The sequence below is a fragment of the Acinetobacter sp. YH12096 genome (genome assembly GCF_013419215.1).
Classification (GTDB): domain Bacteria; phylum Pseudomonadota; class Gammaproteobacteria; order Pseudomonadales; family Moraxellaceae; genus Acinetobacter; species Acinetobacter amyesii.
Genome location: NZ_VPAM01000022.1, coordinates 39,021 through 65,814 on the forward strand (window position 1 = coordinate 39,021; position 26,794 = coordinate 65,814).

Sequence of the window (26,794 nt, forward strand, 5' to 3'; positions counted from 1 at the left end):
TGATAATTCAGATTTTAACGCAATACATTGAAAAAATTATAATTTTTTAGCACAGTAGTCTGCATACCAACCGTAGGCAATATGAAATATCGTGCCATGAATGGCGACCAAACAAAGCATAACCACAGCAGTTAGCCCAATGCCTGCATTATCTACAGACTTCATAATGCTTTCGGCATTGGGATTCATCAGCACCAAGAACAGCACAAAAAAACTACCAATGATGATTGCAACAGCACTCGAGCCCCAAACCAGTTGGATCTTTTCATGGTTGCTCGGCACACGTTGTTCTTTCTTTACAAAATGCCCAACGCTGATTAATGCACATGCCACCAATGTAGGAATTAAGGTGATACCGCCAAGATTTAATCCAAAGATTAATACGGTAATCAAAAGCACCAAGGCAATGCTATAAACAGCAGCAAAGTGCAGGAGATAGTGTTTCATGAAAGCCCCAAAAACAAAAAATTAACGATGTCGACGTTGATGTCGGCGATACAAAATCCAAGCAATAATGATGACTGTGATCAGAATAATCACATGTCCAACTTTACTAAATATTTGCTGCATTAACTGCTGGTTTTCACCTAAATAAAAGCCTACACAGGCTAAAAAGGTGGTCCAAATAATCGTACCTAAACCACTATAAAACATGAACTTCCAAAATGGCATGCGGCTCATTCCTGCAGGAATACTTATGAGAGAACGCACAGCCGGAATCATTCGGCCAAAAAATACAATGCGGTGACCGTATTGCTCAAACCATGCTAGAGATTTTTTGACATCTGCAGATTTGATGAATAAATATTTTCCATAACGATCGACGAAGCGGAAGATGGATTCATGCTTAAATTTATAGCCAATCCAATACAGCAATGCTGCCGCCAGTAAAGAGCCAATGCAGCCTGAAATAATGACACCAATGAGTAGCAGTTGACCTTGGGAGGCAGAATAGCCAGCCGAGGGCATGATGATTTCTGAGGGGATTGGGGGGAAGACATTGTCAAGGAACATGAGCAGGGCAATACCGAGATAACCCAATTGTTCCATGATTGAAATGATCCATTCAATTAAATTCATGGCAGCCAAGGCAGAGAAAAGGTGTATTTATCCTATGTTGAAAAGCGCAGTGGGTAAAGTTCAGTTTTAGATATTCCTGAAATCACCTAAGCAAAAACAATAAATATTGAGTTCATCTTGTATTAAGTAGCATGTAGGCTTAATTAGAAGGAACATGTAGGCTTAATTAGAAGGAAAATGTATTAATGCGTGATGGCATTAAGCAATGCTGAATGATATAAGATTGAAGAATTGAAAGGCTTGGATCATAGTTTTTATAGTATTGAGTGTACGCTGTTCAGTTTGGATTTTATTTTTGATTTTTGGCGCTTTAGCAGCCTTAAAAATCGTTTTATGTACTGAACAGCGTAGGACAAAGTTGCAATAAGTAGCGTTGCAAGGTGCATAAATTAATCATCATGTTCCATATTTAACAGTGTGTGAATATAGACTTGGCGTAAGCTCAGAGATAAAGCAAATGGAATCACACAAAGTCCAAGAATGTTGAGCATAGTGGGTTGTAAGTGCAATGTATAAGCAATAAATAAGGCAAAAATTGCACCAATGCATGTAGCAATACTGACTATCAAAATATGCGACTGTTGGTTAAGGAGGTGTTTTAATTCTCCTACACTTTCTTTTACACGGGGAGCGGGTAAAACAAGGTGCCTTGAGGTTGCAATAGGAGAGTTGATTAATTTTGGCATAATGCTTTCCTTTTCAATTATCTATAATGATTTTCTCGGATCAATTGATCAGAATAAGCATAAATGCGCGAACTGATTCTCGTAAATAACCAGATATAGTTATTTTGTCAAAAAAATTAAGTCACTGTTGAGAATGCGTAAAAAAAGCCCTAAAAATAGGGCTTTTATTTATATATCGTTACAACAAATTTTCCTTAGAGACGCTTACGTTTTGCTGCCACAATTTGTGATTGACGCATACGGAAGCCTGCTTTTTGCTGTTCAGTAGTTTTGTCGATACAGTATTTGCATGATACGCCGTGTTCGTAGCTCGGAAGTTCAACTTCAGCAGGAGCCAGTGGCCAACCGCATGCGTGACATTTGATATTTTCGCCTTCTTCCATACCGTGAGTGACAGCAGTACGACCGTCAAATACGAAACATTCACCTTCCCACATGCTGTCGGAAGCAGGGGTTTCTTCTAAATATTTTAAGATACCGCCTTTAAGGTGATAAACCTCATTAAAGCCTTCTTGAAGTAAAAGTGAGGTTGATTTTTCACAGCGAATACCGCCTGTACAGAACATGGCAATTTTCTTATCTTTATGCTGCTCAAGCTCTTTTTTCACGTATTCAGGGAATTCACGGAAAGTCTCAGTTTTCGGGTCAATCGCACCCTTAAATGTACCTGCTTTGTACTCATAGTCGTTACGTGTATCAATTAGGATTACGTCATCACGTGTAATTAGTTCATTCCATTCTTTAGGATCAAGATAGTGACCGACTAAATCACGTGGTTTCACTTCCACACCTAAAGTCACGATTTCTTTTTTCAGTTTGATCTTCATTTTACGGAATGGTTTATCCGCACTATGCGATTCTTTGTATTCCATCGCATTGAATCCTTCGTTGAGAAGGAACTGATGGATGATATCTACAGATTTACGGTCACCAGCAACTGTACCGTTAATACCTTCACCTGCCACAATTAGAGTACCGCAAAGGTTGATGGTTTTTACCAAGTCTAAAAGACGTTGTTGAAGATCAGCAGGATCTTGAACTTCTTTGAATTGATAAAGTGCGGCAACAACCCAACCAGAGGTCGCTTGCTGTTCTACAGGTGCAAGCTGTTCTACAGTAGCGTTCATGGAGTACTCCAAATGAATAAAACAAGATAAAAATTAAGGCGCACATTCTACCGCGATTTGGATGAATAAGCGAGTAATGCGGTGGCTTTTAGCCACACATTTCATCATGGCTTCATTTCAGCAGTTTTAGCGTGTATAGTCATGCCGAGTTGTTTCTATCCCATAAATATTGATTGAATGGAGCCGGTTTTGAGTACTGATCGTCGAATTGCCTCGTTGACCCCATGTGCAGGGCGTTGTTCTACGGTATTTGGTGATTCAGTCTGCCGTGGTTGCCGCCGCTTTAACCATGAAGTCATAAAATGGAATACCTATACAGCCGAGCAACACACGGCCATTTGGTGTCGTTTAGATGCGCAGTTAGATCAAATTTTAATACCGATGTTGCCGCAAGCAGATATCGTTCATGTCGAAGGCTTTGTTTTGTCTAAGCGAGTTCGCTTACGTCCAGATGCAAGTAAAGGCCGTAAACTGTATCACGCACTCAAGCTCTGCGAAAAAAACCGTCATTTCACAGATGAAAGTGGACTCGGGATACATTACAAACAGGTGCGACCGTTGTGGGATGAATTTGAGCGTCGTGTTTTAGCACTCGCCACAGCCAGCTATGATTTGGCATTTTTAAGAGCAGATGCCATTCGCTTGCATTTATTGCAAAACATGGATGAAGAGGACTAAGTCCTCTTTTTTTATTTATGAAATTTATCGTGATGTAAAAAAAATAAGTGAAGGAATCTCAGCGTGAATTATTCGGAGTACTTTTTATATTGTGTGGCAGTCATCGTAATGATTGCAACACCTGGACCTGTCATGCTGTTGGTCGCGAGTGCAGGTTTACAAGGCGGATATAAAAAGGCATTTCAAACCATTGTCGGGACAAATTTTGCGTCACTGATTTTGATTGTGCTGTCAGTGTGTATTTTAAAAGGCATTTTAAATGTGAATGCGCACTGGCTCGATGGCATTAAAATACTGGGTTGTATATATTGCTTATATTGGGTTTGATATTTTAAAAGAAGTGATGACACAGCCCACTGAGCAATCTCTGCAGTTAAAAGCAGCTCAAGGGGGCTTTAAGCAAGGACTGATCGTGGGGATTTCAAATCCTAAGGATATTATTTTCTTTGCTTCATTTTTTCCGCAGTTTGTAGGAATTACTCCTCATCTTGATCTGAGTTTAATTGTGTTGACCCTCAGTTGGATCGTTTTAGATTTTGCGACCTTGTCTTTGGTGTATTTATCTTTTCATCGATTGTCGAAATCACGTTGGTATAAAAAATTGTTGGCCCTGTGTGGGTTGATTTTAGTGGTGGTTGCCATCTATGGCATCTATAGCACATTCACGGCTTAATTCTTAACTTGAAATGTGCAGTAAAAAATAAAAAGGCTGATTCAATCAGCCTTTTTATGAACGTGTAGAGCTTTAATTTATTCGAACTAGAGATTGTGCTGTAAGCGATATTGCACAATTTCGTCAATGGTGAGTACAGTCAAATGATGGGTTTGTGCATACGCTAAAACTTGTACGCCATTCGCCATCGTACCGTCTGGGTTGGTTAATTCACACAAAACACCTGCAGGTTTTAAACCGGCTAGACGGGCCAAATCAATAGTCCCTTCAGTATGTCCACGACGGGTCAATACGCCGCCTTCACGCGCACTTAAAGGAAAAACATGACCCGGACGGTTTAAGTCAGCAGCAACAGCACCATCTTTAATTGCGGCTTTGACTGTAGTTGTTCGGTCTTTTGCAGAAACTCCAGTAGTAACACCTTCCGCCGCTTCAATGGTGACGGTAAAGGCAGTTTTAAAATGGCTAGAGTTATCAGACACCATGGGTGGAAGTTCTAAATGATTAGCCTGAGCATCGGTTAAACACAGGCAGACAATCCCTGAACCGTCACGAATCATACGTGCCATGGTTTCTACAGTGAGTGTTTCTGCAGCAACAATCAGGTCGGCTTCATTTTCACGGTCAAAATCGTCCATGACTAAAACAGGCTTGCCATGACGAATGTCTTCTAAGGCTTGCAGCATGCGCTGTTCTGCAGGTGGAAGGGCAGAAAAGAAAATTTCGGGTTGAATTAAACTAGACATTGAAACGCTCGCGTAAATTTTAGATACGGTTGAACATTTCAGGACATGTGAAATAGTGGCGTTACGATATATATTGAAAATGATCAATGATATAGAGATGTGACGTCGTCTTCTTTCATCCGGACTATACCGTCGGCTCAGGCATTGCACCTGATCTGCGAATCGCGTTTAAACGATTGGCTCGTGGGCTTTTTGCAGGGCGTTCAACCCAGCAAATTTACCACCGGTGGGGAGTTTCACCCCGCCCTGAAGCGATGTGTCTTGAGTATAGACCTGTTTGTGTGGTGATGGGGAATTATTGCGTAGAATCATTTGCAAAATTTTAGATAAGTAAAGTTATAAGATTGGATTTGTAAGCATTTTTATAAAGTGTGCCAAAGCATGCTATCGTGCCAATAAATCAACCATGATTGCATAATGATAAAAAATGACGCTTCCTCAGCATTCTCAGCAGCAGAATATAAAGCTGCATCGTTCACAGTTAGATCAAGAGTTTTCAACAGATCTGTTCCAAGATGTACAGGTCATTCGGTATCTGCAAGTGATCGGTGTTGCACTGATAGCAGCCAGTTTCGTGTATTTGATCGCGGCAAACTGGCTGATGTTACCCAAATTTATTCAATTGGCAATTCCAATGTTGCTGTTGGTACTGAGTGCTGTGACGAGTGTATATTTTGTAAGGCATGCTTGGATTCAGCAAAGCTTAGATGCTTTAAGTGCTTTGTTGCTCGGATTAAGTTTAGCTGTGATTGGGCAGGTCTATCAAACAGGAGCAGACAGTTATCTGTTATTTTTGGTCTGGGCTTTGCTGCTTTTACCTTGGTTATCTCGACCGAATATTGGAGTCTTTGCGTTACTGTGTTTGATCAGTCAATTGGCATTATTTTTATATTTTAAACAAAGCTATTTAATCGTTGATCATTCATGGTGGTATTTACTCTGCATGAATGTATTGACCGCAATATGTGTGACCTTGTGTTTGAAATATTATGCTGCACTGCGCTTTGTATTTGTTGCATTTATTACACTAATGTCGATGTATTGCATGTTTTTATACTGCGGAAATGGGGCAGAGCAGTATCAATGGCAATATTTAATTTTTGCATTGTTGCTTCCAATTTATCTGATTATCTATTTTTATCGACAACATCGTGCATTAGAAACCAGTTTACAAGCTGCAGGTCTCGCCGCGAGTTTCAGTATTTTGATTTTCCAATGGGCAGAACATATTTTATCTGACTCGAGTGCAGGATTGTTGGTTTTTGCCTTGCTGATATTTGCTTGGTTTGCGGTGATCAGTTGGGCACTGATGAAATTTCTGCCACAGACTAAATTTGCGGTTATTCCTTTAGCGATTGGGGCATGGTTCGCAGGCATTATTTTATCGAGCTTATTGCTGACCTATTGGAAGGCGTTTTCAATCGTCATGGGCTTAGTTTTTGTGGCTGTGGCTTGGTGGTTGATTCGACGAGCTAAAAGTATCTTTAGTCGCCAATTTGCTTACTGCTTATGGGTATGTGGCCAATCTGCGGTCTTCATACATACAGAGAGCTTGACCGATAGCATTGGGTTTATTTTAGTATTACAAATTGGCGTTATCTTGCTCTGTTTGTTTAGTCGAATGCATTGGTTTATTGTTTTTATTCAACTCATTGCAGGATATGGCCTTGCAGTGGCCACACTATTTGATGCCGATCTTTTTATGAGCGATGAACATGTCATCTTAGCTGTGATTGGATTGAATTATATTCTACTGATTTTCTTGCTCGGGAGTGCAACAGCTTGGTTGCACTCGATGTATCGAAAAAGTGTTGTGTTGTGGATGTTATGCATCGTATTGGCGGGTGTGGTGTTGCAGACCTTGTCAAATAACGTTCTACATTTTGAACAGACCCAACATGGTGTTCTTGACCTGTTTATCGTTTATCTACTGCCTGTGGTTTGGCTTGGCCTTTACATCGCAAATCAGCAAAAACAGACGGGGCGCGAAAAATGGCTGTTACTGCTATTGGGCCTTGTGCTGATTGCGATGGGCTATTTTGAAATTTTCTTGTTATTGGTTTTATTGGCATGGGCGCAGGTCTATCAGCAATCTTTGGTTAAAGCCCTTTGCATCGTGTTGATCATTTTTAGCTTATGGATGCTGTATTACAATTTAGGGTTGAGCTTTTTACTGAAAAGTTTAACGATTTTGATCTCTGGTCTTTTGCTGCTTGGCATCACCAAAATGTTAACTGCGATACAGCATAAACAAGGGGAAGGAGCATGATGAACATACTCAATAAAAAAATGCTTCCTATTGGTTTGGCTGTACTCAGTATTCTTTTATTTGTACTGATGATTGCACGGCATGAATGGCATCTGGCAAACAGTCAGAGTATTTATGTAAAGCTGCAACCGGTCGATCCTCGCTCTTTGATTCAAGGAGATTATATGGCCTTGAATTATCAGCTCTATTTTGGTGGTCAGCCTTCTGAAGAGCAATCTGCTAATGGGCAGACTGCCAAAGCGAACAAAGAAGAAAATGTACACCGTGACTATTTTGTAGATCAAAAAAGTATTGTGAGTTATGTGCAGCTTGATGCACAGCGTAGAGTGATTCGAACCAGTTTCAATCCAAAGTTATTAGTGCAGTATCCAAGCTCATCTACAAAACTGGTGCTCAAAAATCCTGACAATAGATTTGAGGGTTTATATCCCGCTGCAAGCAGCTTTTTGTTTGCCGAAGGCTTGGAACCGTGCTATCGCGATGCGCAATTTGCAGAGCTGAAAGTACAGGAAAATGGTCAGCCCTTATTGGTGGGTCTAGTGGGTGAAAACCTGCAGTCACTTCTGTGTGAGCAGAAGAAAGTTTGGTGGAAGGGGCCACGAAGTGAATAAAAGCGGATTATGTGATTGATCGCATAAAAAAGCCCGCAAATTTGCGGGCATTTAGAATCTTTGAATGCTTGAATTAAGCAACTTGAACTGGAATACAGTTCGCTGTGTGGTTCACTGTGTTATTTGGGTTCGCATAGACTAAACGTGGCTTATGTGCATTTGCTTCAGCTTCTGTGAAATCGCCAAAAGTTGCAATAATCATCAAATCACCAATATCTGCTTGGTGAGCAGCACCGCCATTTACAGAGATAATGCCAGAACCTTCTTCACCACGAATGGCATAAGTGGTAAAACGCTTACCATTAGTCACGTTCCACATATGAATTTCTTCATATTCACGGATACCGGCTAAATCTAGAAGAATACCGTCAATTGCACAAGAACCTTCATAATGTAATTCTGCTTGTGTAACGACGCAACGGTGGATTTTAGCTTTTAATAAACGAGATAGCATGGCTAGCGTCTCCTTGGTAGACCTAAGATCGTATCTTATGGTGGAACAATCTCTTGAATGCTGGGTGAGCAGTCAAATGCAAGCGCATTTTGCTCTGAAATCATTCAGATGGCAATAAGTATTGTTCAACAATTTGTGGAATTGTCAGTTCTATTTGTAAGCGTTGATCTGGTTCATGGCTTGCTGAATCTCACCACTTACCAACAATTTAGTACGTGATAAGGCATGTGCAATAGCATCATCCATTAAACCTTGTTCACTACTTGGTGCTTTACCTAAGACATGGCCTGAGACACGCTCTTTAGAACCAGGATGACCAATACCAATACGTAAACGATGGAAATTTGGACCAATATGCGGGACGATATCGCGCAAACCATTATGACCACCATGACCACCGCCAGTTTTCAGGCGAATGACACCAGGGTTCATATCAAGTTCATCGTGTGCGATAAGCATTGCTTCGGGAGCAATTTGATAGAATTTGGCGAAGGGAACAACACTTTGACCAGAGAGGTTCATAAAGGTTGTAGGTAACAGCAGACGAACGTCTTGACCTTCGATATTACCACGACCACTGATGCCTTTATATTTAGGATCAGCTTTAAGTTGGATGCCATATTGTTCTGCAAGACGTTCTACAAACCAGAAGCCTGCATTATGGCGGGTTTGGGCATACTCAGAACCTGGGTTACCCAAACCAACAATCAGTGAAAGTTTACTCACTCATTTACACCATTTAACACTTATGCGCGTTTGAAGTCAGCGTGCATAGGAGTGTTTTTAGCTGGGTGACGTTGTAAAGCTTGGATTTTAACGCTTTCAGCTTTACCGTCAATGTTGATTTCAACAACTTCTTCAAAGAATGCGTTGTTTTCTAAAGCTTTAACAAGTTCGCGAAGTTCCAAAGTAACTGCTACAGGTTCAGCTGCACCACCGTAGATGATTGCTGGTACTTTATTTTGAAGACGAAGGCGGCGGCTCGAACCTTTCCCTTGTACTGCTTCTTCACGTGCTACTGCATTTAATACGAAGTTTGCCATGATAGACATTCCTATTTAAGTTTAATTGACTAGACCTTCGACCAGTCTAGTGATAGAAAGCCCCACCAAAAGGTAGGGCTTTTAAATTTAGCGCTATATTATAGATAAGAATCGAACATTGCGCTAATAGATTCTTCGTTGTTAATACGACGAATTGTTTCAGCAACCATACTTGCAACTGAAACTTGGCGAATCTTACCAAGAGCTTGAGCTTCTTCTGAAAGCGGAATGGTGTCTGTTACAACCAATTCGTCAATCACAGAGTTTTTCAAGTTTTCTAAAGCTTTACCAGAAAGTACAGGGTGAGTTGCGTAAGCAACAACTTTGCGAGCACCAAAAGTTTTTAGTGCGTCAGCAGCTTTACACAATGTACCTGCTGTATCCACCATATCATCAACGATGACACAGTCACGGCCTTTAACGTCACCGATCAAGTGCATTACTTGAGATTCATTCGCTTTTTGACGGCGTTTGTCGATGATCGCAAGATCGATATCACCCATTTGCTTAGCTACAGCACGCGCACGTACTACACCACCAACGTCAGGAGAAACAACCATTAAGTTGTCGTGTGACTGTTGACGAAGATCTGCTAAAAGTGCAGGAGTACCGTAGATGTTGTCTACAGGAATATCGAAGAAACCTTGGATTTGGTCAGCATGAAGGTCGATCATGACAACGCGGTCAATACCAACAGTTGTGAGCATATCTGCAACAACTTTTGCTGTAATTGGCACACGGCTTGAACGTGGACGACGGTCTTGACGAGCATAACCAAAGTAAGGAATGACAGCAGTGATACGACCAGCACTTGCACGACGCAAAGCATCAGCCATAACTAAGATTTCCATAAGGTTATCGTTAGTTGGGGCACAAGTTGGTTGTACGATGAATACGTCTTTACCACGAACATTTTCAGTAATTTCGACAGCGATTTCACCGTCAGAAAATTGACCTACAGATGCAGCACCTAGAGGGATGTGAAGGTGGCTAACGACTTTTTGGGCGAATTGTGGATGTGCAGATCCACTAAAAACGACAAGATTGGGCATGAAGCACCCTTGGCGGTTGGCAAATTAGGGAATTAGATGGCAGGGGCGGCTGGATTCGAACCAACGGATGCCGAGATCAAAACCCGGTGCCTTACCACTTGGCGACGCCCCTAATGCGGCAGAACTTTAATATTTTTGCGGTATTTTGTCAAGTTGAAACAACAAAGATACTGCAAATTATGCTCTGTCTTTTTTGAAGTAAATGGCAGGGGCGGCTGGATTCGAACCAACGGATGCCGAGATCAAAACCCGGTGCCTTACCACTTGGCGACGCCCCTAAATTGATGAAATAGCGAATAAAGTAAATGGCAGGGGCGGCTGGATTCGAACCAACGGATGCCGAGATCAAAACCCGGTGCCTTACCACTTGGCGACGCCCCTAATACTTTACAGCAATTACATCTACAGGTGAAAAATGATGGCAGGGGCGGCTGGATTCGAACCAACGGATGCCGAGATCAAAACCCGGTGCCTTACCACTTGGCGACGCCCCTATATCAAACTTCAAAATGACGTAATGGTGATTCTTGTAAGCTGCGAACCAAGTAAGATTTACATGGTGCATTTTTCAATATGTCATCAATATTCATATTTTCAGTCACTTCAGTAAATACACAAGCACCTGTACCTGTAAGCTTTGCTGCACCGAACTGATCTAAGTACTGCATTGCTTCATCGACTTCGGGATATAAGCTTCGTGCCACAGGCTCAAAGTTATTTCCAAAATCAGATGGCGTTTCCTGATAGCCGCAAAATTTAGTGGGCTTTGAGTCTCTTGTCAACGTTTTTTGTGAAAAAAGCAGTTGAGTGCTGATAAAACAGTCAGGTTTCAGCACAATGTACTGTTTTTGAGCTAAATCTATGAATGTTAAGTGTTCACCGATGCCTTCAGCCCATGCATTTAAACCATGTACAAACACGGGAACATCTGCCCCAAGTTGTAAGCCGAGTTCTGCTAGTTGTTCAGTATTTAGACCACATTTCCACAGTTGATTGAGCACAATAAGGGTTGTTGCTGCATTGGATGAACCACCACCGAGCCCTGCACCCATCGGAATATTTTTTTCGATGTGGATTTTTTGTGCAGTCAGTGCTTTAGCAAACGGTTTGAGTATTTGAGCAGCACGATAAATTAAATTTTGCTCTAGATTGACGCTGTTTAAGCCCTCAATTTGAATAAAATTTTCATCAGCAGAATTTGCAAGTGGGTGAAATTCCATCCAATCAGATAAATCGATGAGCTGAAAAATCGTCTGCAATTCGTGATATCCATTAGGACGTCGGCCAGTAATGTGCAAAAACAAATTGAGTTTTGCAGGAGAAGGTACACGAATCACAGAAGTCATAGCTCAGCTTTTAGGCAAATTAACGATTTTGAATCACCATTGTAATACGGTTTTCCTGACCGGATTCAAGTGCTTGTTTTAAAATTAACTTGTTCGGTACCGTCGCAGTCTCGTTATAGCTTAGGTCAACCGTCCAACCATCTTCAATAATCTGTTGTGGGCGCTGTGCAGTATCGCGTTGAATTTTTGCTTGTGTGGTTGCAGGGCGCGCCTGTACCCAGTCGACGAGGTGGGTAATGGGAGCTTGCCAACCAGTAGCACGTTCCAGTAATTCTTCAGGTGTTTCTGCTTCAATTAAACCGGTTTTTGCACTGTTTAACTGAACTTGACCGGGTTTACCGCTGATTTGAGTTTTTCCAACACCTAATATGCCACTCAGTTCGATATCATATTCATTGCGGTCTTGAACCCAAGTAAAAAAAGCACTTCCTGACTGTTGTGGCGTGCGCACACCAATCTTACCTTGTAAGTTGAATTGATTTGCAGCGACTTCTTCAGGGCTGGATTGATCGGGTGTTTTAACATATTGCTGACAACCGGTAAAAAATAAAGCGCAGCAGGTCAGGGCAGATACCCCAAATTTTGAAGATACTTGCATAAAGTCTTTCTAACTCTTTTTCATGGGTTGGGGTAACAATAACGAATGTAGTTGCTCTAATTGCGGATCATTCGGATGTTTTTGTTGGAGTTGTTGTAACAACGCGTCAAATTTATTCATATCACCTTGCATGAAGACTGATCGTGCGTAGCGAATGCCAATTTTTAAACTATTACTCAGTTCATACGCTTTGGCCAAAACCGATGCAGAGGTACTAAAATCATTTTGCAAATAACAAATATAACCGAACGTATCTAAAATTGAGGCTTGCTCAGGAGCATATTCCAAGGCATGTTCGACATATTTTCGGGCTTCATCTAAGCGTCTATTTTGTACCGCCAAGGTATAGGCATATGCATTTAAATAGGTCGGGCTATTGGGTTCAATTTCAAGTAATTGTTTTAGTAATTGGTCGAGTCTATCTTTATCTTGATGGGCGTCGAGCAGTAGAACTTCGGCATAAATGAGCTCTGGATCTTCAGGTAAGTTTTTTACCGCTTCATCAAGTAAACGAACTGCTGCTTTTTTATTGTTCATGCGTTTTAAAATATCTGCCTGAGCAAGATATAAGAAACTGGCATGTTGAGGATAATTAACCCGCTCTTGGGTTAAAAAGCGCAGTGCATCATGCAGCTTATTTTGCTGGCTAAAAATGCTGATCATATTGCGCCGTGAAACTGTATAAAGACTGCCATCAACAAGGCGATAATAGGCTTTTGCCGTTTCATAATGCTGTTTGCGTTCAGCATTTACTGCGAGATAGTAATACGCTTCATTTTGGTATTTGCTCGAATAACGTAACTCCACCAAATACTTTTCGGCTTTTTCATAAAGCTCTAAGTCAATACTGGTCAAACCTGCCATAAATAGCGGTTCTTCAGCAGATGGCCATTTCTTTAGTATATCTTCGAGTTTTTCTAGACCTAATTCTGACTGATTGATTTTAATTAAATATTTTGCTTCTGCTAAGCGAACTTCCATATTGTTGCGGTGTTTACGGCTGGATTTTTCGAACCATTTTAAGGTTTCTTCTTCATCGCCTAACGACATAAGTAAATTGGCTTTCATTAGGATATAGCCAGTCACTTTCGGGCGTTTTTTCAGTGCTAAATTAATGGTGTCTAAGGCATCAGCAAAGGCACCATTTTGAGCTTGTAAACCTGCGACTAAGACCAAAATAGAAGGGTTGGTTTTTTCCTTGCTAGCGGTCAGTGCTTGAATCAGATAAGCGCGATCTTCCTCTGATTCAGGGGAAATACCCGCCAAAATTTGTTCTAAATCTGCATTTGGGTCAATGGTTAAAATTTTATCAAGTGTTTCGGCGGCAAGCTCATATTCATGGGCTTTCAAAGCAATATGTGATAAATAAAATAATGCTGGTACATCTTCAGGTTCTTGCACAACCCAATGTGTGGCAATGTCTAAGGCTGCTTGTAAATCATTTTGCTCAATAGCAACGTTTAAAGCACGCTGTTTGACCATGGTGGATTTACTTTTGATCGCAAGCACGGTGTAATTATGAAGCGCGGTTGGAATGTCGTTATAAGCTAAGGCAAATTCTGCAATCATACTTTGTTTAATTGCATCATATCCTGAATTTGCATGGTAAACTTCTCCCACGGCCCGAATTGGGGCAGTAGAAGCCATGCTACCAACAAGTAAGAATGTGGTAGAATACTGCTTTATTGTCTGGCCGTTCAGTCGGCTATTTGTTAGACGCAATTTTTCTTGATCCAAGTAATGCTTTTTATGACGCCGATAATGCACAATAGCATAAATTTAGCGAAATGATGATCTGATATGTCTTTCTTTGCATTGGGTGTCAACCATCAAACCGCCTCTGTAGAACTGCGCGAACAGATTGCATTTAACCCTGAAAAGTTAACAGCGCTGCTTGAACAGCAAAGCCATGCACCTGAACTCAATGACATGGTGGTGGTGTCTACATGTAATCGTACCGAAGTCTATGCGATGTCTGAAAATGCAGACGTGGTATTGAATTGGCTCGCCCAATCAAATGGTATCGATGTAAAGCAATTGTCAAATCATGTGTATCGTTATGAAAATGCACAAGCGGTGACACACCTCATGCGTGTGGCTAGCGGCTTGGATTCGCTCATGCTTGGTGAGCCTCAAATTTTAGGTCAAGTCAAAACGGCTTTGTCCTTAGCCAAAGATGCCGAAACCGTTTCCCCAAATTTAAACCGTATTTTTGAATATGCCTTTTATGCGGCAAAACGTGTGCGTTCTGAAACAGCCGTTGGAAGTCATGCGGTGTCGATGGGCTATGCTGTTGCTCAGCTCGCTTTACAGGTCTTTAGTCAGCCTGAAAAATTGACGGTGATGATTGTTGCTGCTGGTGAAATGAATAGCTTGGTTGCAAAGCATTTGGCCGAAATGGGTGTGGGCAGAATTATTATCTGTAACCGTACACGTGCCCGTGCCGAAGCTTTATCGCAAGAGATTGCTCATCGTGTAGAAGTTGAAATTATTGATTTTGCAGATTTGGCAGACAATTTACATCGTGCAGATGTAATTTCAAGTTGTACCGGAAGCTTGCATCAAGTGATTTATTTTGCGGATGTCAAAGCAGCACTGAAAAAACGTCGTTATAAACAAATGCTATTGGTTGATTTGGCTGTACCACGAGATATTGAAGCCAAAGTTGAAAGTCTAGATGGCGTTTATTTATATGGTGTCGATGACCTGCAAACTGTCATTGAAGAAAATTTGGCTCAGCGTCGTCAGGCGGCAGTTGAAGCCGAAGTCATGGTCAATCAGCTTGCGACAGATTTAATCACGCAGCAAAAAGTGAATTTGGCTGGCTCGACGATTCATGCATACCGTGAACATGGTGAGTCATTGCGTCAAGAAGAACTGGCTTTGGCGCTGAATCGTCTACAAAAGGGCGAAGATGCTGCGAAGATTATGCAAGAAATGTCACATCGTTTAACCCAAAAGTTGCTGCATCCAACTTCTATCGTGCTGCGAAATGCAGCAATGGCGGAAGACCCTGCTTATTTTGAAATGTTAGAACAAAATTTAGTTAATGTGGCTGAAAATCGCCGTAAACCAAAAAAATAAATAAGCTGATTCATTGAATAGCATGTCGTTCACAGCTTGAACTTGAAGTTAAAACTTAATCTTCAAGGAGGGTGAGCGATCTTTTTTTATCAATATCATAAATACGTTGTTTTAAATTACGCATTTCAGCAAGGCTAGAAAACTTATTCGACTTGATCTTGAGTTGTAAGAATTGATATTGCAATTTTGTCGATAAATCTGCTGCAAGTTTATCTGCCTGTTCAGGTGATGACGTATAGTCACTGATATTGGCATGCTCTAAAATATGTTGTAATTCATGATGATGCGCTGCACATGCACCGAGTACATAATAGGTCGATAACTCTGGGTCATCAGGCAATTCATCAAAAATCACATTGAAAATATTTAAAACGTGATAAAGCAAGAGATCTTGTGAAACTAAGGCGCGTAAAGGCTCAAAATGAATGTAGAGATAAGGATGATTGATTAAAATCGCAATCACATATTCTTCGGCATCAATTTTTGTACTAAAGCTCAATGATGCATCATTATTAACTTGAGGCTGCCACTTTCGGCTAAACCCTAATTTTTCACGGAAATATTGTTGTAGCAAATAACGATATGAACCACCTTTCGGCAACAGTTCAGTCAGTTGTCTCAGTTCACCCATCACCTGACTTTTACCCTCAGGTGAACTGACATCATGATTTTGCGTTAAATGTGCAAAAACAAATTCAGAAAGAAGCGGTGAGGTGTCCAGTAACCGTCGAAAATTTTCAATACCTTCACGACGGATCAATGAATCTGGGTCATGGTCATTCGGCAAAACAAAGAATTTAAGTTCACGACCATCATTCAGCAGTGGGAGGGCAATTTCGAGCGTACGTCGAGCTGCTTTTTGACCTGCGGCATCTCCATCAAATGCAATGGTAATACGGCTATTTTGCTTAAATAAAATGTTTAAATGTTCAGTATTACTGGCAGTCCCTAAAGTCGCTACAGCGCCATGAATGCCATATTGCTGTAGGGCAATGACATCCATATAACCTTCGACCATTAACCAATCTTGGGCTTTTTGTTTACGGCCTTCGTATAAACCATAAAGTAACTGATTTTTATGGAAAACTTCGGAGTCTGGAGAGTTGATGTATTTCGGTTTGATTTCATCATTTAGGGCACGACCACCAAAACCGACCACACGACCTTTCGCATCTCGAATCGGGAAAATCACCCGCTCACGCAGTAAGTCAAAGTCACGACCACTATCACTGGTGCGAATCAAACCGAGAAGTTTGAGTCCTTCGATATCTTGTGGAAAGGCTTTTTCCAGATGTTGCCAATCTTCAGGGGCATAGCCTAAGCGCCAATAGGCGATGGTGTCTGCACTGAGACCCCGTTGTTTAAAATAAGCTTGCCCAATTGGACTGAGCGGAAGTTGTTGTTCATAAAACTGTGCGACATTTTCCAGCAAGTCATATAAGTTTCCATCTTGCGGCACATCTTCAAAAGCATTGGCAACTTGGTCAAAGTGAGCAAACGGATCGCTCCCATAAAAGGCTTCTTCGCTATTTTGAAACTCAGCAAATGGGTCGTGTTCGAAATTTACTGCAGCAGGAGCAGTCTGTGTTTCGCCTGTTTGGGGCGTCAGAGCTTTTGTTTCGATTGCAGGTTTTTGTACAGGTTTAGGTTTAGATTCGCGCTTATATTTGAGTTTATTGGAATCGTTATTGTCTTTCGGTAGTTCAATACCTGTTTGGCTTGATAAATCCTTCATTACTTCAATAAAGTTACGGCTACCAATATCCATTAAAAAACGGATGGCATTACCATTGGCCTGACAACCAAAGCAGTGAAAATATTGTTTATCACGATAGACATGGAAAGATGGCGATTTTTCCTGATGGAATGGGCAGCATCCTGAGTAAGTGCGTCCAGTCTTTTTCAATTTCACAAATTGACCAATCACATCGACAATATCGGTGCGATCTAAAATTTGATCAATTGTATGTTGAGGAATGGCCATGCTATTTTATCTGTCTATCTATTGAATTTGGGCAGTTCGTGAAATATGTTGAAATCAGCAATGCTGTAAGTTCAGGTGGAGATGTAGTACAGCATCGACCATCGAACTATTGTATACCTTTTAATCTAACCGAATCTGTAGATCCTGAAAAGATAAAAGGGCAAGTATTCTAACTTGCCCTTTGTGAAAAATCGACCTTCGTTGCGACTATATTATTCAGCTGATTCTGACGACTCAGTTTTTTCGCTATGAGGACGATCCAATAAGCCAAAGCTTAAACGATTGGTTAAACTGCGTTTTTCTTCATCAGTTTCAACTACGTCTGTAGAGGTTTGCTCAGACATCGTCTGTGCTTCTTTACCGAAAATACCCAAAGTTGCACGGTTAAGGAAGCTGCCTTCACTACGTGCAGCACGCATATTGAGAGTACCGTCTGACTTCACAAGTTTTGGATAGTTCAGTTTAAGTACTTCAATGTATTGCTGAGACGTGGTTTTATCACCAAGTTTGTCATAACCATAGGCAACCGTCGCTAGAGCTTCTGGAACTTGTGGTGCTTGAGGATAATGTTCGATCACCCAAAGTGAACGTTCAACAGCAGCTAACCATGCTTTACGCTTCACATTAAAACGTGCCGCATTCATCTCGCTTTCAGCCAATTCTTGACTGATGAACTTCATACGTTGTGCGGCATCGACTGCATATTCGCTCGATGGGTAGCGACGGATAAAGTCGACAAAGTTTTGATAAGCCACTTTGAGATAGCTCACATCACGATGCGATTGCTTTAAAGAAGTATAGCGAAGCAAACCGTTGTAGTTTTGCTCCATGTTTGAAACACCACGCACGTAGTACGCATAATCAACTTGCGGATGTTGTGGGTTCATACGAATAAAACGGTCTGCAAGTGCAATCGCACCTTCATAGTCTTTTTGCTGAAACTTTACATACAATAGTTCAAGTTGTGCTTGCTGCGCATAGTTACCTGTAGGGTAGTAGGTCTCTAGAGCTTCAAGGTGTTTTGCTGCATCTGTATATTGGTTACGTTCAAGCGCTTTTTGTGCTTTTTCGATATAAATCTGTTCGCTTGATTGTGGACCTGTGTCGACCACTTCTTTCTTTGGATTACTGCTACAGCCTACCATTGCCGATGCAATGCCTATTGTTAGAGCAAGCATTGTCATTTTATATTTTGGTAGCGACATAAAAATTCCTCTGTTAATACGGGCAATGAGCTACAATTGAACTATTAAACCACTTTTGTCTGAATGAGCAAATGAGTCAAGCACAATCTTCCAATTCTAATTTCCCTGAAACTGATTTCAATTTACTTGAAGATTCTGAGGATGCAGATAACCATACTTCAGACTCAACTGCAACACGTTTATCGTTGCAATTTCAATTGGATGAAAGCTATTTAGGACAACGTATTGATCAGGTTTCAGCACTGGTTTGGACTGATTTTTCTCGTGAAAAGCTAAAACAGTGGCTCAAAGAGGGCCATTTGTTGGTCAATGGTAACACTGTGAAACCAAAGTACAAATGCGAAGGCACAGAGTTACTGACTTTAGACGTCGAGTTAGAAGCACAAACACGTAGCTTACCTGAAGATATTCCACTTAATATTGTCTATGAAGATGACGATATTATGGTGATTAATAAACCTGTCGGTATGGTTGTTCATCCGGGCGCTGGAAACAGTACAGGCACATTGGTGAATGCAATTTTGCATCACTACCCAAAATCTTCAGAGTTGACCCGTGCAGGTTTGGTGCATCGTATTGATAAAGACACCTCAGGTCTGTTGGTTGTTGCGAAAAACCTCGAATCCCAATTTTCTTTAAGTAAGCAATTGGCGAAGAAATCGGTTTACCGCATTTACGATTTGATCGTATATGGCAACATTATTGCTGGCGGTACAGTCGATGAACCAATTAAACGTCATCCTGTCGATCGCATTAAAATGGCTGTCTTGCCGGGCGGTAAAGATGCGGTGACTCACTATAATGTGAAAGAACGGTTCCAAAACTTTACCCGCGTTCAAGCACGTTTAGAAACGGGTCGTACCCATCAAATTCGTGTGCATTTTACTTATATCGGTCATGGTCTTGTGGGCGATCAAGTGTATGTACCACGTGTACGTATGCCTGCAGGCGCGTCGGTGTTATTAGATGACACTTTACGTGGCTTTAAACGTCAGGCTTTACATGCGGTTAAATTGGGTCTCGTTCATCCACGTACAGGTGAAGACATGATGTTTGAAGCACCATGGCCTGAAGACTTTAATCAATTGGTTGAAGTATTACGTAGCGAAAACAAAGCGTATTAAGTTTTAACCTGATTTACACGCCATAGATAGAAAAGGACGGCAACATGCAATTTGTTCAGGGACTTCCACAGGGTGTTTTTGTGGGACAAACTCGAGTTCATCATGATCAGACGCAACCCGCTGAACAACCTGAACTGGCAGGATTTAATCTGGCATTGCATGTGGGAGATGATGCAGCGCGTGTGCAAAAGCACCGGATGCAATTGCTCAAAGACTTTGCTAAATATGGCGTGAATAAAATCAGCTGGATGAACCAAACCCACAGTACGCTATGCCATCGCATTGATGAACAGATCAACTTTGTTGCACCCGAAGGCGATGGTATGGTCACGCAGTCTAAACATCATGCCCTGATGATGATGACCGCAGACTGCTTACCCGTGGTTTTGGGTAATGCTGACGGGACAGAAGTTGCCAATCTGCATGCAGGTTGGAAGGGCTTGGCCAACGGTATTGTGGAAAACACCATTGCAGCCATGCACACACAGCCAACATGGGCTTGGTTGGGGGCAGCAATTTGCCAAGAGAGTTTTGAAATTGGTGCAGAAGTCAAAGCTGCCTTTTGTTCAAAATACCCAGAACTTGAAAGTGCATTTAAAGCTGGTGTAAAGGAAGGCAAATATTATGCTGATCTTTATGCGATAGCACGTTATATTCTTGCATTACATGGGGTTAAAGCTGTAACAGGTGGCGACCAATGTACCTTTTTGCAAACTGAAGAATATTTTTCATATCGCCGCGAAGCGAAAACAGGGCGCATGGCAACATTCGTCTTTATGCTTTGAAAATGCTAAACTTGACTGAATCTATCGACTTTTAAATGTTATGTCTTTGACTGCTAAATCTCTTGCTGTTGTTTACCACAGTCCCTACGGGCACACTGCCAAAGTGGCGAATTTCATTGTACAAGGTGCAGAAAAAGCCGGTGTAAAAGTCCATCTCATGAATGTAGAACATGTGGATTGGGATGTGTTGGACAGCGCAGATGCCATAGTCTTTGGTTGCCCAACGTATATGGGTAGTATGAGTGCGGCAATGAAATTATTCATGGAGCAATCATCTAAACGCTGGTTAGCACGGACATGGCAAGGCAAGTTGGCTGCTGGTTTTACCAATGGTGGCGGCTTAAGTGGTGATAAATTGGCAGTATTGCAGCAAATTAATTTATTTGCCATGCAGCACGGCATGTTGTGGAGTGGTCTTCCATTGATGCCAACTGGACGGAGCACAACAGATTTAAATCGGATGTCGAGCTTTTTAGGTTTGATGACACAATCGGATAATGCGCCTGTTGAAGTCACTCCACCTACGGGCGATTTAGAAACCGCCATTTGGTTTGGTGAATATCTGGGGTTGTTGTTAAATAAAGTTAATTAATTTGTAAATAAATTATTTGAACTATCATTTATAAATCTTTGAAAACCCTAGTGATGGAAATATTACTGGGGTTTTTTATTGGCCTAAAATCTGTGAAAATTGGCATTTCGTATAACTAAGATGTGATGTGCGTCACATATTGCCATTCATTTGCGCCAAAGCTATTGATTTAATCTTCTCATAAATTTCACTCTGGATGAGTGGTAAATATTAAAAAGGATTAAACAATAGTAATGGCATTGACCTTATGTGTTTCTGACGTTGTTTTTGCAGCAGAAGGCTTGGTGGGATTAGCCGATGAAGAATTGTCTGCCATCAATGGTGCGGCATTGATGAATATGTCCTATACCGACCCTATTTTAGTCAACCAACAAATGGTCGATGAAAATATTGGTTTCTACAAACTCAGTTTAGATGCCGTCATGGATTTGAACGTCAATGTCAAAAGTTTGCAACTCGGCTGTGGTGGGGTAAATGGGTCAAATGGCTGTGATATTGATATTCGTCATCTAGCGCTGAGTGGTAATGTAACGTTGACCGATGCCAATGGTAATCCCGTCTTTAATGGTGATCGAGCGTCAACAAGTGCCAAACTAAAAAATCCATTTATTGAATTTGCAATTAAAAACCCTAAACAAGCCGCTTTACGCGAAGTTAAAGGCTTTCGTGTCAGTGCTGAATCTATTACGGGTTTATTGACCACAGGTATTCAAAATACAGGTGTGTCAACAGACGGGATTAAGTCACTGAGTGGTTATATGAAAATTGCACCGACCACAGGAACAGCAAAGACCCAAGCAGCGCTCTTTGGTGATAGCAGTAGCGAGACTTTATCCGGTAACTTGGTGATTAATACGATTTGGAACAATGATCGTAGCTTTGTCAGCCAACCTGAAAATAGTAAGGGTTTAAAAATTCCTTCAATGAATGTGCCGTTTACCGTCCCTGAAATTACCATCAACGGAAAACGACAAACTCAAGCCGTTGCCAAAAATATCAGTGCGACTGTACCGTCGATTCAACTCAACCGTGATAGTGGTAGTTTGCAGGTCAAACTTGACCGTAATTTGTTATGGGTAGAAGGGGCGCAGTTCTTTATGGATTCGGGTTCATCAATTGATGGTTTGAAAATGAACATTACCTTTGAGCAAGCCTTAAATATGATTCATAACATTCCATTAAATGGCACAGCAGGTTATTTATCGCTTCAATCTCAAGATATCAGTTGGCCAGATGCCAATGCAGATGATATTGCACGTACAGGTTGGTGGATGTCATTTAAAGACCCGATTAATATTGGCAAATTAAATCCAACATCTGAAGTGGATATCTCAGGCGTCTTACCTCAAGTTGCACAAAAAGTATCGCAAATTTTAACCAATGAACCGATTTATATTCCCTTAGGTTCTGCTGTTGGTGCAGCATTTGGTTTACCGATTTATAAAAATGTCGGTTCAATTAACCTCAGTAATGCAGGTGCGGCCAATTTAACTTTAAAAAATCAGGTCTTGGGGAATCAGGAAGTGAGGACTAACTGTTTTGGTGGGTTGAAATTCTGCTAAATCTGCAATTTAAAAATAAAAAAACCTCCATTTTGGAGGTTTTTTTATTGACCTTATTTATGAAAAATACGGGCTTTATCGCGCTGCCAATCACGGTCTTTTTCCGTTGCACGCTTGTCGTGAAGCTGTTTACCTTTTACTAGGGCAATTTCAAGTTTGGCATGAGGACCTTTCCAGTAACATGCCAAAGGCACACATGAATAACCTTTTTGGTTAATTGCACCTTGTAGTTTTTCAATTTCACGGCGGTTCAGCAATAATTTACGAGTACGTGTTGCTTCAGGCACTACATGTGTCGAAGCACTCAGTAAAGGTTGCACTTGAGCGCCGAATAAAAATGCTTCACCATTTTTAAACGTAATATAGCTCTCTACGATAGTCATACGACCCGCACGCATTGATTTGACTTCCCAGCCTTGTAATGAAAGACCCGCTTCAAATTTTTCTTCAATGAAATAATCGTGACGCGCACGCTTATTTAGGGCAATCGTACTGCTACTATTTTTTTTAACTACTGCTTTCGTCATAATCAAAAACTTCCAAACTTAGCACTATTGTACCCGAACTTTGAATAAGATGAAGGTTTTAAATTTACATGCTGACTTCACCTATAAATCAAGATTTTGTTAAAATACCCATCTACAAAATAACAGAGTACAACTGGATGTCTAAAACTCGTGTAATTTATCCGGGCACATTCGATCCAATTACTAATGGTCATATCGACTTAGTGACACGTGCATCGCGCATGTTTGACGAAGTTGTCGTGGCAATTGCAATTGGACATCACAAAAACCCTGTGTTTAGTCTGGAAGAGCGTGTTGCACTAGCGCAAGAGTCTTTAAGTCATTTGTCAAATGTTGAGTTTGTAGGTTTTGATGGGCTGTTGGTCAATTTCTTTAACGAGCAAAAAGCAACAGCCGTATTACGTGGTTTACGTGCAGTTTCAGATTTTGAATATGAATTTCAATTGGCAAATATGAATCGCCGTTTGGACAGTAAATTTGAAGCCGTGTTCTTAACCCCATCAGAGCAATATTCGTTTATTTCATCTACGCTCGTGCGTGAAATTGCACGTTTAAATGGTGATGTCACTCAGTTTGTGCCACAAGCTGTTGTGGAAGCCTTTAAGCGTAAACAACAGCAAGGTTGGTAGAGTGTCTTTATATATCACTGATGAATGCATCAACTGCGATGTCTGTGAACCTGTATGCCCCAATGAGGCGATTTTCATGGGGGAACTCATTTATGAGATTAACCCTGATTTGTGTACGGAATGCGTTGGGCATCACGATAAACCGCAGTGTCAGTTGTTCTGTCCGGTGGACTGTATTCCATTGGATCCGGCACATCCTGAAACTCAGGAACAGCTTCAACAAAAGTACGAAAAACTAACTGCTCAAAAAACATCAAGCAATTAGTTGTCAGATTTGTTAGAATGCGCCCCGAAGTGAACCAGACGATCGCTGCTGTGTATAGGTCTCCGTGACTAAAGCAGGGGAGGAAAGTCCGGGCTTCATAGGGCAAGGTGCCAGGTAACGCCTGGGCGGTGTGAGCCGACGGAAAGTGCAGCAGAGAGTAGACCGCCTTCATTATGGTTTCGAGCAATCGAAATCGGAGGTAAGGGTGAAAGGGTGCGGTAAGAGCGCACCGCGTGTCTGGTAACAGTTCACGGCATGGTAAACCCCACCGGAAGCAAGACCAAATAGGGATCCTTTAGGCATGGCCCATGCTGGATCCGGGTAGGTCGCTTGAGCGTATGAGTGATTGTACGCCTAGAGGAATGATCGTCCTCGACAGAACCCGGCTTATCGGTTCACTTCAACAAATTTTGATCAAATACGCGCATTATGGGCTTGACGATATTTAAATATCCCTCCATAATGCGCGCACAGTTTAAGGCTATGTAGCTCAGTTGGTTAGAGCACCGCACTCATAATGCGGGGGTCACAAGTTCAAGTCTCGTCATAGCCACCATATTCAAAAAAAGACCACTCCGTTTGAGTGGTCTTTTTTTTGTCTTTACGTTTTAAAGTCTAAAGTTTTTTATCTTAAATATCATCGATAGACAAAACGACGCATGCCTGCACGTAAGGCAAATGCGCCATGCATATATACGCCGCCGAGCCAATACGGCACATTGTAAATATCTTCATGGCGATATTTAACTAATGCAAACTCAGCCAATAGTCCTTCAAAGAACATACCACCAATGGCAAGCATGATGGCTAATATCAGTAGCCATGTGCGCTCATAGCTAAATAACCAGCGAATAAAAAAGCTAATATAGAAAATCCAGCACAATGCTTCGGGATGAAAATTACCAAATCCGCTGAGTATATAGACGATGGCAAATAGTATTAGGCTTTCGACGAGGGGCGCAGTGCCGTCATGATGGCAACTGAGCTGAGTCATCACATAGTGTTTAAGTCGTTGTGTAAGTTGAATATAGCTAAATGCCATGAAAGCAAAGGCAATAAAAAAGCCAGGGAATACCCACCAAGCTTGATGGAAAAATAATGGGTTGGGATAACTAAGCGTCTGGGTATAGACATGAATCGCATCGCAAAAAGTTGCGACGACTGCTGCCAGCAGGGCAAGTATAAATATGCCTGAGAATTGAGTGGTTCTCGTCATCATTCATCCTGAAAAGTGGGTCTTTTTATTTTATGTGTTCTTTATAGTCTTTATTTGGGGAAAAGGCTATGACAAGTTACGAGATGCTCATGGGTTAAATGTTAATTTATAGCGCTACTGCTATACTCAATACATAGTTAACTTGATGAATATAAATAGAAATGATAGATAACCAATTGAACTGGGCTAAAGATAATTTTGAGAATATTGAAACTGCATGGGAAGGTGATCTTTGGCATCGCCGTCGTTTAGGAGAGCAGCTTACAAGGTATGTTGATCGCTTAAACTGCGGTGCTGTCCTTACTTTGGATGCACGTTGGGGGGAGGGCAAAACGTGGTTTGTCCGTCATTGGGCAAAGCATTTAACGGATACTGAGCATAACGTCATTTATCTAGATGCATTTGCTAATGATTATTTGGAAGATCCTTTTTTGGTAATTACATCTGAAATTACTAATATTTTAAAGAAAGATAAAAGTACTAAAAAACGAGTAAGTAAACTAATTGAGCTATCTGCTTCTGTTGGAACAGCATTACTTCCGTCTTTGCCTAAAGTCGCTTTAACGCTTGGGCTTCATTTAGTTGGAGCAGGGTTATTGAGTGGTGTTTTACAGCAAGGTTATGAAAGTGCAAAAGATGGAATTGATACATTATCTGAAGAAGCAAGTGATCGAATAAAAGAAAGTATTCAGGATAAAATAGCAGGGCATGAGGCTGAAAAGAAAACATTAAAAGAGTTTAAGAAATATTTAGCTGAGACGGTTGAGAAATTAGATAAACCTTTGGTTTTTATTATTGATGAACTAGATCGCTGTCGTCCTGATTTTTCAATTCGACTCATTGAAAGAATTAAGCACTTTTTTGATATACCTAGAATTGTTTTTGTATTGGTCATGGATAAAACCCAGTTTACAAAAGTGATTTGTCATAATTATGGATATGATGAAACACTAGGTGAGGAATATTTATCTAAGTTTATAGATTTCAAGGTTTCGTTACCGCTTATAAATAAATTAAATCCAAAGGAGATAGTGGAGCTCCCAATACTAAAAAAATTATTTGAGAGTGTTGGAGAGTTTTCAGATGATGTTATTTTCTTTTTTTATAAAAGTTTAAGAGGTTACATTACGCCTAGAGAGATGAAAAAGAGAATAAATACATATGCTTTACTCAAAACAGGAGATAGCAAAAAAGATATGTTTTTAGTACTAGCGCTACAGACGAATGCGGGGAATTTATTGAGAAAATTTGATGAATTAAGAAAAGAAATAGAAAGCCAACTACAACAACAAAATATATCTCATCATAATATACAAAATTTTTTCAAAAATAATTAGGGTGTGTTGACATTTACAGCCGATAAATTGAGCTAAAGAGGCAACCATATAAATATACAAGCTAAAGCAACAGCGCTTTGATAGTTACGTTTTAGCTTATCGTATCTTGTGGCAATTCCTC

Annotated in this window: 27 protein-coding genes, 5 tRNA genes, 1 other RNA gene, 2 pseudogenes and 1 riboswitch; of the genes and pseudogenes, 14 read left to right on the plus strand and 21 right to left on the minus strand. The window is 41.0% G+C overall.

Annotation, left to right across the window (positions count from 1 at the left end; translation table 11 throughout):
* Positions 1-36: 36 nt before the first annotated feature.
* From FTU36_RS10470 to FTU36_RS10485, 4 genes are all read right to left on the minus strand, one after another.
* Complete coding sequence (locus tag FTU36_RS10470) at positions 37-447, minus strand: ABZJ_00895 family protein (RefSeq protein ID WP_078191370.1); 411 nt, start codon at positions 445-447, stop codon at positions 37-39.
* Between the two features lie 21 nt (positions 448-468).
* Positions 469-1,080 (minus strand): DedA family protein, encoded by a 612-nt coding sequence (locus FTU36_RS10475; RefSeq protein ID WP_180117815.1) that lies wholly within the window; start codon positions 1,078-1,080, stop codon positions 469-471.
* Between the two features lie 389 nt (positions 1,081-1,469).
* Positions 1,470-1,766: a hypothetical protein gene (locus tag FTU36_RS10480; protein WP_180005055.1), complete on the minus strand. Its 297-nt coding sequence runs from the start codon at positions 1,764-1,766 to the stop codon at positions 1,470-1,472.
* Positions 1,767-1,960: 194 nt separating this feature from the next.
* Positions 1,961-2,893 (minus strand): rhodanese-related sulfurtransferase, encoded by a 933-nt coding sequence (locus tag FTU36_RS10485; RefSeq protein WP_180025801.1) that lies wholly within the window; start codon positions 2,891-2,893, stop codon positions 1,961-1,963.
* A 189-nt stretch (positions 2,894-3,082) separates the two neighbouring features.
* Here FTU36_RS10485 and FTU36_RS10490 point away from each other — a divergent pair, with 189 nt between their 5' ends.
* On the plus strand, positions 3,083-3,571 hold the full coding sequence (locus FTU36_RS10490) for a DUF1289 domain-containing protein (RefSeq protein ID WP_111885315.1): 489 nt from the start codon (positions 3,083-3,085) through the stop codon (positions 3,569-3,571).
* A 63-nt stretch (positions 3,572-3,634) separates the two neighbouring features.
* A pseudogene (locus tag FTU36_RS10495) lies at positions 3,635-4,244 on the plus strand (LysE family translocator).
* A gap of 86 nt (positions 4,245-4,330) precedes the next feature.
* On the opposite strand, the gene ribB reads toward FTU36_RS10495, so the two are convergent.
* Positions 4,331-4,990: a 3,4-dihydroxy-2-butanone-4-phosphate synthase gene (ribB, locus tag FTU36_RS10500; RefSeq protein WP_180117817.1), complete on the minus strand. Its 660-nt coding sequence runs from the start codon at positions 4,988-4,990 to the stop codon at positions 4,331-4,333.
* 103 nt (positions 4,991-5,093) lie between these two features.
* Positions 5,094-5,247: riboswitch (FMN riboswitch) on the minus strand.
* 170 nt (positions 5,248-5,417) lie between these two features.
* Here ribB and FTU36_RS10505 point away from each other — a divergent pair.
* Positions 5,418-7,259 carry a DUF2157 domain-containing protein gene (locus FTU36_RS10505; RefSeq protein ID WP_180021954.1) on the plus strand — a complete coding sequence of 614 codons (1,842 nt, stop codon included), beginning with the start codon at positions 5,418-5,420 and terminating at the stop codon, positions 7,257-7,259.
* Positions 7,256-7,870 (plus strand): GDYXXLXY domain-containing protein, encoded by a 615-nt coding sequence (locus tag FTU36_RS10510; RefSeq protein ID WP_257224835.1) that lies wholly within the window; start codon positions 7,256-7,258, stop codon positions 7,868-7,870. The genes FTU36_RS10505 and FTU36_RS10510 overlap by 4 nt, the downstream gene beginning before the upstream one ends.
* 73 nt (positions 7,871-7,943) lie before the next feature.
* On the opposite strand, the gene panD is transcribed toward FTU36_RS10510, so the two are convergent.
* The 11 genes from panD to FTU36_RS10565 form a co-directional block, all read right to left on the minus strand.
* Entirely contained in the window at positions 7,944-8,324 is a 381-nt protein-coding gene (gene panD / locus FTU36_RS10515; RefSeq protein WP_078192181.1) for an aspartate 1-decarboxylase, read from the minus strand.
* 150 nt (positions 8,325-8,474) lie between these two features.
* Entirely contained in the window at positions 8,475-9,050 is a 576-nt protein-coding gene (pth, locus tag FTU36_RS10520; protein ID WP_168378106.1) for an aminoacyl-tRNA hydrolase, read from the minus strand.
* Positions 9,051-9,070: 20 nt separating this feature from the next.
* Entirely contained in the window at positions 9,071-9,367 is a 297-nt protein-coding gene (gene rplY, locus FTU36_RS10525) for a 50S ribosomal protein L25 (protein WP_078192179.1), read from the minus strand.
* Positions 9,368-9,465: 98 nt separating this feature from the next.
* Positions 9,466-10,419 (minus strand): ribose-phosphate pyrophosphokinase, encoded by a 954-nt coding sequence (locus FTU36_RS10530; protein ID WP_078191360.1) that lies wholly within the window; start codon positions 10,417-10,419, stop codon positions 9,466-9,468.
* 37 nt (positions 10,420-10,456) lie between these two features.
* Positions 10,457-10,531, minus strand: a tRNA-Gln gene (locus FTU36_RS10535).
* A gap of 91 nt (positions 10,532-10,622) precedes the next feature.
* Positions 10,623-10,697: transfer RNA gene (locus tag FTU36_RS10540), tRNA-Gln, on the minus strand.
* A gap of 28 nt (positions 10,698-10,725) precedes the next feature.
* Positions 10,726-10,800: transfer RNA gene (locus FTU36_RS10545), tRNA-Gln, on the minus strand.
* Between the two features lie 38 nt (positions 10,801-10,838).
* Positions 10,839-10,913, minus strand: a tRNA-Gln gene (locus tag FTU36_RS10550).
* A 3-nt stretch (positions 10,914-10,916) separates the two neighbouring features.
* On the minus strand, positions 10,917-11,756 hold the full coding sequence (gene ispE, locus FTU36_RS10555; RefSeq protein WP_180011570.1) for a 4-(cytidine 5'-diphospho)-2-C-methyl-D-erythritol kinase: 840 nt from the start codon (positions 11,754-11,756) through the stop codon (positions 10,917-10,919).
* A 28-nt stretch (positions 11,757-11,784) separates the two neighbouring features.
* On the minus strand, positions 11,785-12,363 hold the full coding sequence (gene lolB / locus FTU36_RS10560) for a lipoprotein insertase outer membrane protein LolB (RefSeq protein WP_180117819.1): 579 nt from the start codon (positions 12,361-12,363) through the stop codon (positions 11,785-11,787).
* A 9-nt stretch (positions 12,364-12,372) separates the two neighbouring features.
* The gene (locus FTU36_RS10565) at positions 12,373-14,085 is read right to left on the minus strand and encodes a hypothetical protein (RefSeq protein WP_180005451.1); all 1,713 of its coding nucleotides are present in this window, start codon (positions 14,083-14,085) and stop codon (positions 12,373-12,375) included.
* Between the two features lie 78 nt (positions 14,086-14,163).
* Between FTU36_RS10565 and hemA the strand changes: the two genes are divergently transcribed.
* On the plus strand, positions 14,164-15,447 hold the full coding sequence (gene hemA, locus FTU36_RS10570) for a glutamyl-tRNA reductase (RefSeq protein WP_180073599.1): 1,284 nt from the start codon (positions 14,164-14,166) through the stop codon (positions 15,445-15,447).
* 55 nt (positions 15,448-15,502) lie between these two features.
* Here the strand turns inward: hemA and FTU36_RS10575 are convergent, their stop codons facing one another.
* Both FTU36_RS10575 and FTU36_RS10580 read right to left on the minus strand, forming a co-directional pair.
* Positions 15,503-17,431: a DNA primase gene (locus tag FTU36_RS10575; protein WP_180117821.1), complete on the minus strand. Its 1,929-nt coding sequence runs from the start codon at positions 17,429-17,431 to the stop codon at positions 15,503-15,505.
* Positions 17,432-17,643: 212 nt separating this feature from the next.
* Positions 17,644-18,636, minus strand: coding sequence for an outer membrane protein assembly factor BamD (locus FTU36_RS10580; RefSeq protein ID WP_180039560.1), 993 nt, complete (start codon positions 18,634-18,636; stop codon positions 17,644-17,646).
* A 71-nt stretch (positions 18,637-18,707) separates the two neighbouring features.
* Here FTU36_RS10580 and rluD point away from each other — a divergent pair, with 71 nt between their 5' ends.
* The 4 genes from rluD to FTU36_RS10600 all read left to right on the plus strand — a co-directional run bounded on the left by rluD (position 18,708) and on the right by FTU36_RS10600 (position 22,699).
* Positions 18,708-19,760 carry a 23S rRNA pseudouridine(1911/1915/1917) synthase RluD gene (gene rluD / locus FTU36_RS10585; protein WP_078192173.1) on the plus strand — a complete coding sequence of 351 codons (1,053 nt, stop codon included), beginning with the start codon at positions 18,708-18,710 and terminating at the stop codon, positions 19,758-19,760.
* 44 nt (positions 19,761-19,804) lie between these two features.
* Complete coding sequence (pgeF, locus tag FTU36_RS10590) at positions 19,805-20,545, plus strand: peptidoglycan editing factor PgeF (protein ID WP_180117823.1); 741 nt, start codon at positions 19,805-19,807, stop codon at positions 20,543-20,545.
* Positions 20,546-20,585: 40 nt separating this feature from the next.
* On the plus strand, positions 20,586-21,137 hold the full coding sequence (locus FTU36_RS10595; RefSeq protein ID WP_180011557.1) for a flavodoxin family protein: 552 nt from the start codon (positions 20,586-20,588) through the stop codon (positions 21,135-21,137).
* 233 nt (positions 21,138-21,370) lie between these two features.
* Entirely contained in the window at positions 21,371-22,699 is a 1,329-nt protein-coding gene (locus tag FTU36_RS10600) for a hypothetical protein (RefSeq protein ID WP_180117825.1), read from the plus strand.
* A 53-nt stretch (positions 22,700-22,752) separates the two neighbouring features.
* Here the strand turns inward: FTU36_RS10600 and smpB are convergent, their stop codons facing one another.
* A complete protein-coding gene (gene smpB / locus FTU36_RS10605) occupies positions 22,753-23,226 on the minus strand; it encodes an SsrA-binding protein SmpB (protein ID WP_078191351.1) in 474 nt (157 codons plus the stop codon).
* Between the two features lie 137 nt (positions 23,227-23,363).
* Here smpB and coaD point away from each other — a divergent pair, with 137 nt between their 5' ends.
* The 4 genes from coaD to FTU36_RS10625 all read left to right on the plus strand — a co-directional run bounded on the left by coaD (position 23,364) and on the right by FTU36_RS10625 (position 24,676).
* Positions 23,364-23,855: a pantetheine-phosphate adenylyltransferase gene (coaD, locus tag FTU36_RS10610; protein WP_078191350.1), complete on the plus strand. Its 492-nt coding sequence runs from the start codon at positions 23,364-23,366 to the stop codon at positions 23,853-23,855.
* 1 nt (position 23,856) lies between these two features.
* Positions 23,857-24,120: a YfhL family 4Fe-4S dicluster ferredoxin gene (locus tag FTU36_RS10615; RefSeq protein ID WP_078191349.1), complete on the plus strand. Its 264-nt coding sequence runs from the start codon at positions 23,857-23,859 to the stop codon at positions 24,118-24,120.
* A gap of 26 nt (positions 24,121-24,146) precedes the next feature.
* An RNA gene (rnpB, locus tag FTU36_RS10620) (RNase P RNA component class A) lies at positions 24,147-24,526 on the plus strand.
* 73 nt (positions 24,527-24,599) lie between these two features.
* Positions 24,600-24,676 (plus strand) — tRNA-Met (locus tag FTU36_RS10625).
* Positions 24,677-24,757: 81 nt separating this feature from the next.
* Here FTU36_RS10625 and FTU36_RS10630 read toward each other — a convergent pair.
* The gene (locus FTU36_RS10630) at positions 24,758-25,336 is read right to left on the minus strand and encodes a hypothetical protein (RefSeq protein ID WP_180063206.1); all 579 of its coding nucleotides are present in this window, start codon (positions 25,334-25,336) and stop codon (positions 24,758-24,760) included.
* 161 nt (positions 25,337-25,497) lie between these two features.
* Here FTU36_RS10630 and FTU36_RS10635 point away from each other — a divergent pair, with 161 nt between their 5' ends.
* Positions 25,498-26,673: a P-loop NTPase fold protein gene (locus FTU36_RS10635; RefSeq protein WP_180117827.1), complete on the plus strand. Its 1,176-nt coding sequence runs from the start codon at positions 25,498-25,500 to the stop codon at positions 26,671-26,673.
* Positions 26,674-26,705: 32 nt separating this feature from the next.
* Here FTU36_RS10635 and FTU36_RS10640 read toward each other — a convergent pair.
* Positions 26,706-26,794, minus strand: a pseudogene (locus FTU36_RS10640) (IS5/IS1182 family transposase); the annotation flags it as partial.

Bases quoted from the DNA above. Each gene is read 5' to 3' on its own strand.
- FTU36_RS10580 (WP_180039560.1), bottom strand. From the start codon at position 18,636: ATGTCGCTACCAAAATATAAAATGACAATGCTTGCTCTAACAATAGGC.
- panD (WP_078192181.1), bottom strand. From the start codon at position 8,324: ATGCTATCTCGTTTATTAAAAGCTAAAATCCACCGTTGCGTCGTTACA.
- FTU36_RS10595 (WP_180011557.1), top strand. From the start codon at position 20,586: ATGTCTTTGACTGCTAAATCTCTTGCTGTTGTTTACCACAGTCCCTAC.
- pgeF (WP_180117823.1), top strand. From the start codon at position 19,805: ATGCAATTTGTTCAGGGACTTCCACAGGGTGTTTTTGTGGGACAAACT.
- rplY (WP_078192179.1), bottom strand. From the start codon at position 9,367: ATGGCAAACTTCGTATTAAATGCAGTAGCACGTGAAGAAGCAGTACAA.
- FTU36_RS10485 (WP_180025801.1), bottom strand. From the start codon at position 2,893: ATGAACGCTACTGTAGAACAGCTTGCACCTGTAGAACAGCAAGCGACC.
- FTU36_RS10475 (WP_180117815.1), bottom strand. From the start codon at position 1,080: ATGAATTTAATTGAATGGATCATTTCAATCATGGAACAATTGGGTTAT.
- coaD (WP_078191350.1), top strand. From the start codon at position 23,364: ATGTCTAAAACTCGTGTAATTTATCCGGGCACATTCGATCCAATTACT.
- FTU36_RS10470 (WP_078191370.1), bottom strand. From the start codon at position 447: ATGAAACACTATCTCCTGCACTTTGCTGCTGTTTATAGCATTGCCTTG.
- lolB (WP_180117819.1), bottom strand. From the start codon at position 12,363: ATGCAAGTATCTTCAAAATTTGGGGTATCTGCCCTGACCTGCTGCGCT.
- FTU36_RS10575 (WP_180117821.1), bottom strand. From the start codon at position 17,431: ATGGCCATTCCTCAACATACAATTGATCAAATTTTAGATCGCACCGAT.
- hemA (WP_180073599.1), top strand. From the start codon at position 14,164: ATGTCTTTCTTTGCATTGGGTGTCAACCATCAAACCGCCTCTGTAGAA.
- ribB (WP_180117817.1), bottom strand. From the start codon at position 4,990: ATGTCTAGTTTAATTCAACCCGAAATTTTCTTTTCTGCCCTTCCACCT.
- FTU36_RS10600 (WP_180117825.1), top strand. From the start codon at position 21,371: ATGGCATTGACCTTATGTGTTTCTGACGTTGTTTTTGCAGCAGAAGGC.
- FTU36_RS10530 (WP_078191360.1), bottom strand. From the start codon at position 10,419: ATGCCCAATCTTGTCGTTTTTAGTGGATCTGCACATCCACAATTCGCC.
- FTU36_RS10510 (WP_257224835.1), top strand. From the start codon at position 7,256: ATGATGAACATACTCAATAAAAAAATGCTTCCTATTGGTTTGGCTGTA.
- FTU36_RS10635 (WP_180117827.1), top strand. From the start codon at position 25,498: ATGATAGATAACCAATTGAACTGGGCTAAAGATAATTTTGAGAATATT.
- FTU36_RS10630 (WP_180063206.1), bottom strand. From the start codon at position 25,336: ATGACGAGAACCACTCAATTCTCAGGCATATTTATACTTGCCCTGCTG.
- smpB (WP_078191351.1), bottom strand. From the start codon at position 23,226: ATGACGAAAGCAGTAGTTAAAAAAAATAGTAGCAGTACGATTGCCCTA.
- FTU36_RS10480 (WP_180005055.1), bottom strand. From the start codon at position 1,766: ATGCCAAAATTAATCAACTCTCCTATTGCAACCTCAAGGCACCTTGTT.
- FTU36_RS10505 (WP_180021954.1), top strand. From the start codon at position 5,418: ATGACGCTTCCTCAGCATTCTCAGCAGCAGAATATAAAGCTGCATCGT.
- rluD (WP_078192173.1), top strand. From the start codon at position 18,708: ATGAGTCAAGCACAATCTTCCAATTCTAATTTCCCTGAAACTGATTTC.